Origin of the sequence: Coleofasciculus sp. FACHB-1120 (assembly GCF_014698845.1) — a bacterium.
Taxonomy (GTDB): domain Bacteria; phylum Cyanobacteriota; class Cyanobacteriia; order Cyanobacteriales; family FACHB-T130; genus FACHB-T130.
In genome coordinates this window covers 94788-109244 of record NZ_JACJTV010000004.1, presented here as the reverse complement: position 1 = coordinate 109244, position 14457 = coordinate 94788, and the positions used below count along the sequence as shown (strand labels likewise).

10 protein-coding genes are annotated in these 14457 nt (G+C 47.7%); 5 read left to right on the top strand and 5 right to left on the bottom strand.

From position 1 onward, the window contains the following. Positions 1-4 precede the first annotated feature (4 nt). Both H6H02_RS06040 and H6H02_RS06035 read left to right on the top strand, forming a co-directional pair. Positions 5-676 (top strand): prepilin-type N-terminal cleavage/methylation domain-containing protein, encoded by a 672-nt coding sequence (locus H6H02_RS06040; protein ID WP_190815628.1) that lies wholly within the window; start codon positions 5-7, stop codon positions 674-676. 304 nt (positions 677-980) lie between these two features. Then, a complete protein-coding gene (locus tag H6H02_RS06035; RefSeq protein ID WP_190815626.1) occupies positions 981-1517 on the top strand; it encodes a type II secretion system protein in 537 nt (178 codons plus the stop codon). Positions 1518-1610: 93 nt separating this feature from the next. Here the strand turns inward: H6H02_RS06035 and glgB are convergent, their stop codons facing one another. The 4 genes from glgB to H6H02_RS06015 all read right to left on the bottom strand — a co-directional run bounded on the left by glgB (position 1611) and on the right by H6H02_RS06015 (position 5978). Then, positions 1611-3917, bottom strand: a complete 2307-nt coding sequence (gene glgB / locus H6H02_RS06030; protein ID WP_190815624.1) for a 1,4-alpha-glucan branching enzyme — start codon at positions 3915-3917, stop codon at positions 1611-1613. A gap of 557 nt (positions 3918-4474) precedes the next feature. Further along, positions 4475-4783: a hypothetical protein gene (locus H6H02_RS06025; RefSeq protein ID WP_190815622.1), complete on the bottom strand. Its 309-nt coding sequence runs from the start codon at positions 4781-4783 to the stop codon at positions 4475-4477. Between the two features lie 33 nt (positions 4784-4816). Then, positions 4817-5536 carry a glutathione S-transferase family protein gene (locus H6H02_RS06020; protein WP_190815620.1) on the bottom strand — a complete coding sequence of 240 codons (720 nt, stop codon included), beginning with the start codon at positions 5534-5536 and terminating at the stop codon, positions 4817-4819. Positions 5537-5828: 292 nt separating this feature from the next. Then, entirely contained in the window at positions 5829-5978 is a 150-nt protein-coding gene (locus H6H02_RS06015; protein ID WP_190815618.1) for a hypothetical protein, read from the bottom strand. 614 nt (positions 5979-6592) lie between these two features. Here H6H02_RS06015 and H6H02_RS06010 point away from each other — a divergent pair. From H6H02_RS06010 to H6H02_RS06000, 3 genes are all read left to right on the top strand, one after another. Further along, positions 6593-8980, top strand: coding sequence for a GAF domain-containing protein (locus H6H02_RS06010; RefSeq protein ID WP_190815616.1), 2388 nt, complete (start codon positions 6593-6595; stop codon positions 8978-8980). Between the two features lie 248 nt (positions 8981-9228). After that, on the top strand, positions 9229-9753 hold the full coding sequence (locus H6H02_RS06005) for a hypothetical protein (RefSeq protein ID WP_190815613.1): 525 nt from the start codon (positions 9229-9231) through the stop codon (positions 9751-9753). 336 nt (positions 9754-10089) lie between these two features. Continuing rightward, positions 10090-11745 (top strand): penicillin-binding protein 2, encoded by a 1656-nt coding sequence (locus H6H02_RS06000; protein WP_199329033.1) that lies wholly within the window; start codon positions 10090-10092, stop codon positions 11743-11745. A gap of 533 nt (positions 11746-12278) precedes the next feature. On the opposite strand, the gene H6H02_RS05995 is transcribed toward H6H02_RS06000, so the two are convergent. Continuing rightward, positions 12279-14342: a thioredoxin domain-containing protein gene (locus tag H6H02_RS05995; protein WP_190815609.1), complete on the bottom strand. Its 2064-nt coding sequence runs from the start codon at positions 14340-14342 to the stop codon at positions 12279-12281. Between the last annotated feature and the right edge of the window lie 115 nt (positions 14343-14457).

The following is a 14457-nucleotide window of genomic DNA, read 5'->3' as shown; positions in this document are numbered from 1 at the left end:
AAGTATGGAAAACTTAGAGCTGTTAAAAAAGATACAGGAATTGAAGAGATCGCGTGATCAATCTACCTCTGGATTCACGATGATCGAGTTACTGGTAGTAATTATAATTATCGGAGTTTTAAGCGCGATCGCAGCTCCTGGTTGGCTGTCTTTTACAAACCGACAACGAGTGAATGCTGTTAACGATGGTGCTTTGAATGCGCTTCGGGAAGCCCAAAGAGAAGCTAAAAGAACAAAACTCAGTTACAGCGTCAGTTTCAGAACCCTTGAAACAGTCTCAAGTCCCTCAAATGCAGTTCCACAGGTTGCTGTTTACCCGCAGGGAAGTACCCCTAACTGGAAGAACTTAGCCGAGAATCAAGACATTAAAGGGATAGTTCTGCTTGGGACAAACCTTACTAATACTCCGAATACTGCTGGTACTACCTTAAACGCTGCCCCGGTAGTTACATCTGCAACAGCGCTGTCAACAACGCCACCAACGATTACCTTCGATTATCAAGGACTTCTATCAACTCAACCTACCGCGCCAAACTTGGGGAATAAAGGTTTAATTGTTGGCGTGACATTAAAGTTAACTGGATTCACTAACAATGCTATGAAGCGGTGCGTCAAAGTGAGAACTCTTTTAGGTTCCATCCAGACATCGCAAGATGATGAATGCAATGCTAGTTAAAAAATTAAGTTAATCTTTTAATTTAGTTAAGACACTAAGTAAGAAAGACGCACCTAGAGAAGATAGGCGCGTTTTTTGGATCTAAATAATTCAAAATAGATTATCTGTTTGCTCCAACAGTGGGTTCAGGTTTTTAGATTTAGCCTTAGTTGTAATTATTGGGATCTTAAGCGCGATCGCTATTGGAAAAAATACTGACTACAACCAATAGTCAATTGCAAAAATCAGCGAGGATACGGAACTCAAAAGATACATCAAACAAGGAAACTTGAGAAATTGGGTGTGTCTTTTTAGTATCTAGCTAATGCGTAAAAAGTTATCTAATTGCTCCAGCGGTGGGTTCACGCTGATAGAGAGTTTAGTCGTAATTTTGATAATAGGGAGCTTGAGCGCGATCGCTGCCCCCAGTTGGTTAGGATTTCTCAATGCCCAACGTCTCGGAGTCGCCCAAAACCAAGTTTACCGAGCGATGCGAGAAGCTCAAAGCAATGCTAAGCGTGACAAAGTTGCTTGGGAAGCCAGTTTTCAAGAACAAAATGGGGTCGTTCAGTGGGCAGTTAATCGTGCCGGTATTAACCCTAGCCCCGGACAATGGCAGAATTTTGAGCAAAATATTCAAATAGATGCTCCTAATACCACCTTAGCTTCACAGTCATTAGGTAGTCCGCGCCGAGTCCGGTTTGACTACAGAGGTTGCGTAATTATGAATCCGCAAGAGAACTTATATCTGGCAAGGCTAACGCTGAACGTTAAGAATGGTGGGGAAGTTAAACGGTGTGTATTTATTTCCACTCTTCTGGGAGCGATGCGAACAGCGCAAGATAAAAGTTGCAAAGTGTAATCTATGCGATCGCGATTATCGCTCGGTAGTAGAGAATGCGATCGCGTCTAGATTTCCGTTCCCAGAACCGTTGTCTGGGAACAAGAAACCCGACTATCCCTGAGACAACCAAGACTGCATTGCGGCAGCTGTCTTCTGCCGGTCAAGCTTCAAAATCAGCACTCCCAGCGGTGGCAAACACAAATCCAGAGAGTAAGGACGATTGTGGAATGACCACTCATCTGTCCACTTACCGCCTAAATTGCCCATGTTACTTCCGCCGTACTCGCGGGCGTCACTGTTAAACAGTTCCGTGTAGAATCCTGGCTCGGGGACGCCTACACGGTAGTGACTATGCGGCTGAGGAGTAAAATTGCACACAGTGACAATAAACTCCTCCGAATCCTTCGCCCTGCGAATAAACGCCACCACACTATGCCGGTTGTCGCTGCAATCAATCCACTCAAAACCTTCTTGAGCAAAATCCTGAGTAAAAAGAGCCGATTCGCTGCGGTAGATATGGTTAAGTTCACTCATAAACCGCTTTAGTTTTTGATGCGGCTCATGCTGTAACAAATGCCACTCTAAGTCACCCCAGACATTCCACTCACTCCACTGCCCAAACTCCATGCTCATAAACAGAGTTTTCTTGCCAGGGTGAGTAAACATAAAGGCGAATAAGCAGCGGACATTCGCGCACTTCTGCCACTCATCTCCTGGCATCTTGCCAATGATATTACTCTTGCCGTGGACTATCTCATCGTGAGATAGGGCCAGCATGAAGTTTTCGCTGTGGTTGTACCACATACTAAAAGTAATATTGTTCTGGTGAAACTGGCGGAACCAGGGGTCCATGTGGAAATAGTCCAGCATGTCGTGCATCCAGCCCATGTTCCACTTCAAATTAAAGCCCAATCCTCCTACGTAGGTAGGCCAAGACACCATAGGCCAGGAAGTTGACTCTTCTGCAATTGACAGGGTGCCAGGGTAATAGCTGAAAATCGTATGATTTGCCTGACGCAGAAAATCAGCCGCCTCAATGTTTTCTCTGCCGCCGTACTGGTTCGGCAACCATTCCCCATGCTCACGGCAATAGTCTAAGTAAAGCATCGACGCTACAGCATCCACACGAATCCCATCAATGTGGTACTTGTCAAACCAGAACAGGGCATTGGCAACCAGGAAGTTCCGCACTTCATTGCGGTTGTAGTTAAATACCAGAGTGCCCCACTCTTTGTGTTCGCCTTTGCGGGGGTCGGCGTGTTCGTAAAGGTGGGTGCCATCGAAAAAGGCGAGACCGTGACCATCTTTGGGGAAATGACCCGGAACCCAGTCCACTAGCACCCCAATCTCGTTCTGGTGGCACTGGTCAATAAAATACATCAAGTCCTCAGGTGTCCCAAAACGGGAAGTGCAGGCATAGTACCCTGTTACCTGATACCCCCAAGAGCCATCATAAGGATGCTCAGCGACTGGCAATAATTCAATATGAGTAAATCCCAGCTCTTTAACATAAGGAATTAGCCGTTCTGCTAGTTCCCGGTAGGTGAGGAAACGCGCCCCTGGTTTGTAGTCAGAGACGACTACCACTGGCTCTGTCTCTCCATTTGGCAACCGCGCCGGTTCAGCGGAGGAAGCGTGCAGCCAAGACCCTAGATGTACTTCATAGACGGAGATAGGATGGGTGAGCGGGTCGGTGTGGCGGCGCTTTTCCATCCAATCTTGGTCATTCCATTGGTAGGAATCTAAGTCAGTGACAATCGATGCTGTTTTAGGACGCACTTCATGTTGGAAGCCGTAGGGATCGGATTTTTCGTAAATGTGACCGTCGGCGTTTTTGATTTCATATTTATAGTGTTCCCCAACACCCAAACCTGGGATGAACATTTCCCAGATGCCGGTGGAACCTTTACGCATTTGATGTTTACGACCATCCCAGTTGTTAAAATCCCCCAATACAGAGGCGTTGCGGGCATTAGGTGCCCAAACTGCAAAATAAACTCCTGTCACCCCATCAATTTCCGTCGCATGGGCACCTAGTTTCTCATAGATGCGATGATGATTCCCTTCTGCAAACAGGTGCAGGTCAAATTCTGTCAGGTGGGGAGAACGGAAGGCGTAGGGGTCGTAGATAACACGCTCGTGTTCCCCTTCTTGAATCCGCAGCTGATAGTTTGCCAGTTCTGGCATCTCAATAGTGCATTCAAAAAAATGAGGGTGATGCACTGCTTGCATAGGATATTCTGTCCGTTCTTGGGGGCAAACTACCCAGGCGGCGTTGGCATTGGGTAGGTAGGCTCGCACTGCCCAGACAGTTTTGCCATTTTGCTCAATAGGATGGGCACCCAGGATTTCAAATGGGTCTTGATGTTGATTCCAAACAATCCGCTCAATCTGTTCGGGGGCGATGGTCATGGACATAAACTTACTGATCCTAAAGGTCTTGAATGAATGGGTTCTCGATAAGGCTTTTTTGAACGCGCACGTGGGGAGTGCGATCGCTCTTATCGTTGGTTTAGGGCGATCGCGTAGCGTCTGCCCTGAGCCGGAAAGGCTTCCCATATGTTAGGGCTATAGCAGCTAGCGGTAGAAGAAACAAAATCTCCCTCGGGTTAACAGCACTTTAATATTTATATACATTTTTTGATTTTTGTATATTTTGTCATCGGTAGCAGGACACAGTTATTTCTTCTACGTAGGACAATGTATATAAAAGTGCATTGTTATTTAGGCTAAAACTGATAACTTTTAGAATTACCCCAATCTACGTCTTTATCTGAATCTGAGTACTGAGTTAAGCGTAAGAGCAAGCAAGTAGATATAGCAAACAAAGGCATATTTTCAAGTGGGGTGTACGCAGTTTATGATAGCGACTTACTTAGCTTAGGCAAAAACTTAGGCAAACGCTTTTCTCGTTGCCATTACCTACCCTCACAGAAAACGCAAATAAACGAGAATATCTATAGTAGTTGCCGCATTTACTTGGGCGTGGGGACACCAAAGGTACGCAGCAGTCGCCGCACTCGGAGCAGAAAAACTAATTCTCGCAGTTTGGGATTCACCTGGGATGTTGCAGCAGGACGAGTTTGCAGAGCGTTCTGCAATTGGGCATACTCAGCAGCCGTGAGTTGCTTGCCATCTATAGGCGATCGCGCCTCGGTAATAATCTCTGTTCGCAATACTTCTTCAGGGATATCCTCTGGTGGTGGCAGGCTCTTAGCAGGCATCACCCCCAGTAGTTGAGATGAAAATTGCAATAGACATAGTGAAAAAATGGGTTTTTTCATTTCTATGTTTAATATTTAGTGTATTTTTAATTTTTAATTTCCCAGTCCGGGGGGTAGTGGTTCCCGACAAAGAAGGTGAATCTGCTCAATCCGCTCAAACAACCAGGGATAACCTTCGCGGTATTGAGGAATCAGCGCCAGAGGACTGAGTAAAGCTGCTGCGGCGATGTCTGCAACACTGAGGCGATTACCCACCAGGTAGAGGCTATTCTGCCACCGGCTGGACAACACTTCCATTGCTCCCTTCAGCCGATTTGTTGCCAGTTCCACTGTTGCCTGGTTAATGCCATATTGCCGCCGCACTACCTGGATCACCAGCTGACTAAACGGTGAAGGGTCGATTTGCTTACCAGCCCCGGCACGAAAATCATAGTATACAAAGCGAGTTGCCGTGCCGATACTTTCATCTAACCAATCTTCCAGCATCAAGGCTTCTGCCTGTAGCTGGCGATCGGGTAATGCTAGCGCTGGTTCTGGGCAATAGCGATCGAGAAATTGTAAAATCTGCGTCGAGTCAGCGATCGCTTGTAGTTCATTTCGTTTCTCTAAGGGCGTAGCTTCACTGCTGACTCCCTGAGTATCTTCTACTTGTGGCAACAGCACCGGAACTGTGGTTAGCCCGGTGAGTGGCTTGAGTTTGAGGATATGTAGCCCTGGGGTTAAATTCTCAACTTGATAAGCAATTTGCTTGTAACCTAACCCCAGTCTGGCTTTCCGACAATAGTGAGAAGTACTAAATTGCAGTAGTCGCATTTAATGCCAAAGCCGCCTACCGCAACAACATGATAGAAACATAGTCAGACTTTACCCAGACTTTAGGGCAGGCAACTAATGCTTTTGACGCCAGTTGTCTTACCCAGTCAGTTGCTGCCAACATAACAGTTGTCTTGGGTTTCAATATTCAGGTGGTATGTAGATACCGAGTGAATGTGTGAGGAGCAATTACCAGATCGGCGGTTCATCTGCGTCAGAACCCCATCCCAGCTTTTATTCCCATTCAGGGATGAATTCCCTTAATGAGAGGTCAGGCTCGAAAACTAGATTCCTAAGGGGATGTAGTGGGAGAAGGGCTGGGAGAAGTAGCAGCAGGCGAAGGGCTGGTAGTTGTTCCACCATCGCCCGTTCCTTCTTGACAAGCTGCCAAGGTGGTAGCTAAGCCGAGAACTAAAAGCAGACTCACTATTTTTTTGTTCATACACTCCTCTTTAAGAGATTGCAATCAAAGGAATCGTTTGCTATTTAATCACAATATTGCGGTTTTTGCTTAGACGCTTCCGCAGGTGAATCAAGGATTCTTGGTTCCACCAGTTGCCCTTAGCCTGTTTTGGGTTGTTCCCCAAGACTAGAGGTTCTTTTCTCCCTTAGCCTGAATTCCGGTGCGTCCCACCGGATTCTTCGGGTTTCGTACTTACGCAAGGATACTCTTGCGCTACTAGATTCACACTCACTCCTGAGAGTGATATTGCTTTGAGGGTTTCTGAATTTCTTTTTTAGCAGAACTCCATGAGGAAAACGCGCCTGAATTATACCGACCTAAGGGGATTCTGTCTAGATAAAATTTTTGATGATTTCCATATTGGAAAGCCAATTCAGTTTTTTTCAGTCAAAGCAACCTAATGAAGCTAGAAAATCAACCTTTATGGAGATGTAAAAGCTCAGTATCAGTTATTCTGAATACAATTCATAACCAAAGTGACTGATAAGCTAACGAGGCTTAACCATTTGCTAATGACTTGACAACAGGACGATTGACTGCTGCCTAAATTTTTCACCAAACTAGACGCGCAAGAAGAGTTTAAGGGAGGCGGCGTGTTTTCTCTTGTGGCTTATCTCAGCAAATTATTTCCAGCCTGGATTCAGCACCCGCAAAAGCATTGGGCGCTGCTACAGAAAATCGTGGATCGCATCCGCAACTCGTTAGAGTTGCAAGTGGTGCTGCAAACTGCGGTGGACGAAATTGCCACGTTGCTACACCTAGATAGGTGTTGTTTTTTGTGGTATTTCGAGGATACCAAGCGGGTACAAGTTGTCTGCGAGCGGATCAATGGAGAGCAAAAGAATTCTCAACTGGGATACCATCTATTAGAAACTTTTGGTGCAGTGGAGAGTGCGATCGCTGCCGGGAAATTAATCATCAACAACCAAACAGCAGGTTCTCACCCACCGACAGGAGGAATGATCAATCGATGGCTTTCCTGGCTAAAGCGAGATCGCCAACAAATGGACACCAGTGGGTATCCCCAAGGTTCTTTCCCGTGGGACAGGGCTAACTTATTCGTTCCGGTTAAACGACAAGAAGGATGGGTTGGCTTTATTGTCTGTATTTCAGAGCAACCCCGCACCTGGTTAAACTCCGAAATTGAATTTCTGCAAGCGATCGCCCAGCAGCTAGAAATTGCGATTTGTCAAGCTCAGCTTTACGAGCAAACTCAGAAACAAGCCCAAAGAGAGCAACTGGTGAATCAGATTACCAGTCAAACCCGGCAGAGTTTTAACTTGGAAACAATTCTGACCGAAGCGATCGCGCATCTGATGCAGGCGCTTTCAGCAGATCGGTGTCTGGTTCATCTGGTGGAACATAGCGACACGTTGGAAGAGGAGAACAGAAGCCAGGGAGCAGGGAAGCAGCTTGTAGAGACAAGAGCGATCGCTTGTGAAGCCGGGGAGCAAGAAGCAGAGGCGCAAACAGATAAAACTTTCTTATTGCAACCCTTGCCCGCTGATGGTGCCGCTTTTAGGCGGAAATACCTGTTTGAGGTGTGTCGGGAGCCTTTTCCCCCGAGCATTGATGACTTTGATACCCACGGGCCACTGACCCAATGGGCAATTCAGCATCGTCAACAAGTCAGCATTCCCGACATCAAGCAGGATGCCCGAATTGGGGAAGCAAACGAAGAGTATCAAAAAGCTCAGATAAAATCTTCCCTGGTCGTGCCAGTGCAGGCAAACGGAACCCTCAACGCAATTCTTTATCTCAATCAGTGTTCGCAGATTCGGTATTGGTCAAAAAATGACCGGACACTCGCCCAAGCGGTTGCCGATCAACTGGCGATTTCTATCCGACAAGCTAACTTATACGCCAAAACTCAGCACCAGGCAGCAGAAAGCGCCGCTCAAGCTAAGCAACTCGCCCAAACGCTGATCGAACTGCGGTTAACCCAATCCCAATTGATTCAAAGTGAAAAAATGTCAAGTCTGGGTCGGATAGTAGCTGGCGTTGCTCACGAAATTAATAATCCAGTGAATTTTATCTACGGCAATATTCCTTATGTGGAAAGGTATGCAAATGACCTAATTCGGTTAGTGCGGGGCTATCAAACTCTCTATCTCAATCCAAATGCTGAATTACAGAAGCTCGCTGAGGAGGTAGAGCTAGATTTCCTTCTAAGAGATTTACCGCGCATTTTGAATTCGATGCAGGCAGGTGCCCAGCGAATTCACGAAATTGTTAAATCATTGCAAAACTTCTCGCGCCACAATCAAGCGTCTCTAAAACCAGTAGATATTCACGTAGGGCTGGAAAATACGCTGTTTTTGCTGCACAGTCAGCTAGGCAATGAAATCCAGATAGAGAGAAACTATAGTGACTTGCCTTTAGTGGAGTGTTACCCGAAGCAACTCAATCAAGTCTTTCTGAGTATTCTGATGAATGCGATAGAAGCGCTCAATCGGGAGTCATCAGAGGATAAAAAAATCGCCTTGCGTACCGAATTAGTGCCGGACGGATTTCTAGGCGTCGCTGGCGTGCGGATTGCGATCGCTGACAACGGGCCAGGAATTCCTCCAGAAATTCAGTCGAAAATCTTTGATCCGTTCTTTACCACGAAAGACGTGGGCCAGGGCACTGGATTGGGCTTAGCAGTGAGTTATCAAATCATCGTTACTCAACACAAAGGTAAGCTAGAATGCGACTCCCAACTCGGTCAAGGTGCAGAGTTTATCGTTGAAATTCCTCTAATTCCCCCTCAACCTTTGTTAGCGCGGGGTGAGGAGAAGGAAGCTAGTATTCAGGAATCAGCCGCCAAAAACTCGGAAGAAGAAAATCATCCCTCATCCTATCCCCTGGATCATGCAAGCTGCTCCCCAGCCGCTTCCCTAAACATCCCAACGCCCTACATCCTTCATCCTGCCGAACCTTCGCCCGTTCATCTCAAAGCAATCGCGACGACTTTGCCAAAAGACTCAATGGGAGAGTGATAAGCTGTGGTTGCATCGAAGGTAGCGACTAGGTACACGTTCGCGATTAATTAACCATCTTGACTAGAATGCTGCATCGATGCGAGAAAATATGGACTATGGACAGCTCTTGTGTCTAGAGTTTAAATTGATTGGTTTATTGTCCTTTGTCAGTGGTCAGCAGTCAGTGGCAAAGCAATCTGACCTTGAGCGGCGAAAAACTCGTCCCTAGCAACTGACAACTGATAACTAAATAACAAGAACTACTTATGGCTGCTGCCCCTCACTCCCTGATTCCAGATCGTCACCGTCCGGATAGAAGAAGCGCTGTTTCCTCTCGGCGACCTAGAGGGAACGTGATGCCCTCGCGTTCCGAAAGCCATTCATCATCCAGAACCCGTAGCAGAAGCTCCCAACAGCGGGAATTTCAGGCACAAACACCCGCATGGCTGCGATCGCTGATGACATTGCAGCGCACCTCCAACCTGTTGTGCTTCTTCCTCATTGCCAGCACCCTGGGAGCTTATGCCTGGACGGTCTATACTCAGCAGATGTGGAGCCAGGAGTACCGTAAGTTGGAAACTTTGCAACGTCACGAGCGGCAAATGACAGCGGCAAATGAAGCGCTGAAAAACCAGCTAGCTCAAGAAGCTGAGCTTCCAGGTACGGGTTTAGTGGCTCCCAATCCAGCCAACACCATCTTTCTGCCGCCAGCACCCCAACGCCAGTCACTGCCCAAACCCGTAGCCGCTCCTAACTTAGAAACATCCCCAACTACGCCGCTGGGCTATTAACCAGGAATGGAAAAGTCAGGAGTCAGCAATCGTAGGTCGCTGCCTAGGCAAAAGGTTTCTGGAACAGCCAAAGGAACGGGCGAGGTGAACCAGAATCGAAGTGGAATCCCAGAGTCAGTGAAAAAACTGCCTCGAAAACCCACTCGGAACGGCAAAAGTCGTCAGTCATTAGAACCAAAGCAAGGCGACGACAATCGGCAAGAGGAGAAGACATCACCGCAGAAGTCTTTGCCACAGAAGTCCTTACCTCAGAAGTCTTTTGATTGGAGCCTATTGCGGTCTCCGTCCTTGTTGCTGGGTACTTCATCCTTACGGCTGCTGTTTGTTTGGCTAATCATGTCTCTGAGCGGGTTAGGACTGGCGATCAATTTGTATCGCCTACAAGTGGTGCAGGCACCGAACCTGCTGCAAAAAGCCCGACAGCAGCAGATGGTCTATCTGCGCCCCTTTATTCCCCGCCGCTCGATTGTGGATCGCAGTGGGAACGTTTTAGCAACTGACCGTCCCGCCTATACGCTATACGCCCACCCAAAGCTGTTTAAACAATCTAAGCAGGCAATTGCGACGAAATTGGCGGTGATTTTGGGAGTTTCTGTTGACAATTTGGTTAAGCAGTTCAACAAGCAGGAAAGTGGAGTTCGGGTTGCTTACGCCCTGACGGAAGAAGAAGCTGACGATATTTCCAATTTGCGAACCGACGGCTTAGAGCTGATTCAACATTACGCTCGCCTCTATCCCCAGCAGGATCTAGCCGCAGACGTAGTGGGCTACGTGGATGTCGATCATCGGGGTCAGGCGGGTGTGGAATATAGCCAAGAAAATTTACTCACTCGGGCTGTCCGCACCGTCCGGCTTAGCCGCGCTGGTAACGGAACGTTGATGCCGGATCACCTGCCCGAAGGATTGCTGCATTTTGATGAGCTGCAACTCCAACTGACAATTGATAGTCGCCTGCAACGTGCGGCTCGTTCTGCCCTCAAGCAACAGATGGAGTTGTTTAGTGCCAAACGGGGCACTGTGATCGTGATGGATGCGCGGGATGGTGCGGTGCTTTCGCTGGTTGCAGAGCCGACGTACAACCCGAATGAGTATTCTACATCGGACGTGGGTTTGTTTAAGAACTGGGCGCTGGCAGACCTTTATGAACCGGGTTCGACGTTTAAGCCGCTCAATATCGCGATCGCTCTAGAAGCTGGAGCCATTAAACCCGACACTGTATTCTACGATCGAGGTCAGATTCAGGTTGCTGGCTGGCAGATCAAAAATGCTGAAGAGGGCAGTCACGGTGCCCTGTCGATTTCTCAGATTCTGCAACAGTCGAGCAACGTCGGCATGGTGCAGGTCATACAACAACTCAAGCCGAGTATCTACTACGGTTGGCTGGAACGGCTGGGGCTGGGACAAGCGGTTGGCATCGATCTGCCCTTTGAATCACCCGGACAAATGAAAAGCCAAGAGCAGTTTACGTCCTCTCGGATTGAACCTGCTACCACCTCCTTTGGTCAGGGCTTTTCCCTTACTCCCATCCATCTGGCTCAATTGCACGCTGCTCTCGCCAATGGCGGCAAACTGGTGACTCCCCATCTCGTCCGGGGACTCATCGACTCCCAAGGTCAGATGTACTGGCAGCCAACACTACCCACGCCGCGCCCCGTCTTCTCTCCAACGACGACTCAGACGGTGTTAGAAATGATGGAATCTGTTGTCACGAAGGGGACGGGGAAAGCGGCACAAATCCCAGGCTATCGAATCGGAGGGAAAACGGGCACTTCCCAGAAAGCCAGTTCTACAGGGGGATATTCTAGCTCTGCCAGAATCACTAGCTTTGTGGGCATTTTTCCGGTGGATGCTCCCCGTTATGTGGTTCTAGCTGTTGTCGATGAACCGAAGGGCAAGGTCTATGGTTCCACCGTAGCCGCACCTGTCGTGAAATCAGTAATGGAAGCCTTAATTAGCCTTGAGAAAATTCCACCTTCTGAAGTTAAAAATTAAGTAGGTGAGCGGAAAGAAACCGCTGTTAAGGTTTCCATTCGTTAATTGGCAATCGTTCAGGGTTAATTCACTAATCGCAACTACCTGTTAAATTAGTTCGGCAAATCTAACAGGTAGTTGCCTTTTTAACTTAGAGATGAGGACAAGTGCGTACAAGCGATCGCGCAAAATTTTTATTCAATATGAATTTCTTATTTGAGCTGCACAAGGTATACTTAGATAATACAAATCTGTCGGATTTAAATATTAAAGCTTATTTCTTCCTTATCGGTTTTATTCTAACAGAAATAAAGTAGGAAAGTCTATATAGCCGCCCCCAAAAATTGTAGAGTCAATATCCCCGACTTCTCGCGGAAGTCGGGGGTCTGAACATCTGGCATCTCACAATTAAAACAGGATTGCTATCGCAGTCCTAAATGAATTGTGAAGTACCACCCTAAGAGAAATTGTGGCTAATCGCTAAAGCGAATTCCGAAGGTGAAATTAAAAAAGAAGAACTGAATCTTACCTCTTTAATTTCTAACTTGGCACTTTTAGTTGCGAATTTGACTTCGCTGCACTTGTTCCCACATTTGGTCGCGACTTTGGGGCGGTTCCAGGCAAGTTAGTCCTTGGCAAACTAATCCCACCGCACCTGATGGCAAATTCGACTCTGCTATCGATACCGTTGTAGGCAGATATTGCCCAACCAAAGAAGTCAGGTGGTTAACAGTAGTGCGAACCAACGTACAGTGATGATACCAATCTAGGGCAGTAAACAAACTGGGACAAGCTTGAGGTGACTGATGCATCACACTGCTGAAGGCTTGCAAAGCTTGTTCGCTGCGGTCGAGATAGGTAAGATTTTCGGTGAGTAAAGCCAGACGCACTAAGTTAGCGATCGCGATTCCATTTGCTGATGGTGTGGCATTATCCACATAGCTGCGTTCTCGCACTAACAGATCGCTACTGGCATCGCTGGCGGTGTTATAGTATCCACCCAGTTCCACACTCCAGAGGAATTCGTCAAATTCTTCTTGGAGGGCGATCGCTTTCTCCATCCAGAAACTAGCGTGAGTTACTTGGTGCAAATCTAGCAGCGCTTTAATAAACAAAGCGTAATCTTCCGACTGCGCCAGTATCGAAGGTTTTCCGTCGTAGTTGAGACGGTGGAAGCGCCCCTCCACCCACTGACAATCCAAAATGAAATTAGCTGCTTTTCCAGCTAAAGACAGATATTCTTCCTTGGCAAATACTCCGTAAGCTCTGGCTAAACCTGAAATCATCAGGCTATTCCAAGCCACAATCATTTTAGTATCTGTCACTGGCGGAATTCGACCCGACCAGTTGCCAGTTTTTGCCTCGTGGTTATTGCGGGCGGGAGGAAAGGTTTCTAGGGCAACGGGAGACGTACCGTAACGGGCTTCAAATAGCTTTCCGAGTGCCCTTTCTACTGTTTCGCTCAAAATACCCGGATGGCGGCGCTGCAAGACGTTGAGGCCTTCAAAGTTGCCTCCTGGGGTTACGGTAAATTGCAGTTGAATTTCCTCTAACTCCTCTGGAGTCAGCAATTCGACAACTTCAGGGTATGTCCAGACATAAAATGCCCCTTCCTCTGGTTCTGCTTCCTCTGGATGGGTAAAATTATCCGCATCTTGGGCAGCATAGAAATAACCCTGAGGTGCCGTCATTTCCCGCTTTAGCCATTGAAATGTGCCTGCGATCGCTCTTTCAAATGTTGGTTCTTGTATCCCCGCACTCCACAAATCAGCCAGATATTCGACAATCTGTCCATTGTCATAGAGCATTTTTTCAAAATGCGGCACCGTCCAAGTGGGATCGACCGTATAGCGGTGAAAGCCGCCGCCCACATGGTCGTAAATCCCGCCCAGTGCCAAATCTAAACCGCGCTGGGTACAAGCCTGCTTGGCATCGTATTTGGCAAAATTAAATCGAATTGCTCGCAGCGCCAACTCAGCATAAGGCATCATCGGGAAACTAGCGCCATGTTCGCTAGAACTCACGATTCCGGTATTCGTTTCTAATCCCTGCTGTAGCAAATCCTTGTTTGTCAGCGCCGGTTTTATATCCGTCCCGATGCTGGTTTGGAGAATGGCTGCTTGCTGGAGATGACCGAGAAGTTCTTCTTTGACAGCGTGCAACTTCGCCTTGTCTGTATCGTAGTAACCACGAATCGCTTGCAGCACTTGTAAAAATCCGGGACGCCCATAGCGCGGTTCTACCGGAAAATATGTGCCGCCATAAAATGGCACCCGATCCTCAGGAGAGAGAAAGACATTCAAGGGCCAACCGCCTTGACCCACCATCATCTGTAACGCCTGCATATAAATACTATCAATGTCAGGTCGTTCTTCCCGGTCTACCTTGATCGGGATAAAGTTGGCATTCATGTACTCTGCGATCGCCTGGTCGGAAAATGCTTCTCCTTCCATCACCGTGCACCAGTGGCAGCTAGAATAGCCAATTGATAGGAAAATTGGCTTATTGTCCCGCTTAGCGGTTTCTAGGGCTTCTTCACACCAAGGCCACCAGTCGATGGGATTTTCAGCGTGTTTGCGGAGGTACAGGCTTTCAGCTTGATTGAGGCGATTGGTCATGGGGCTAATAGCAGAACTCGATATGAGTACGTTTTCACCCCTAGCAGTTTAACGTGATGAATCTAGCGATCGCTCCACCCCACGCTAGATTCTGCTCAATCGTGACCGGGCGAGT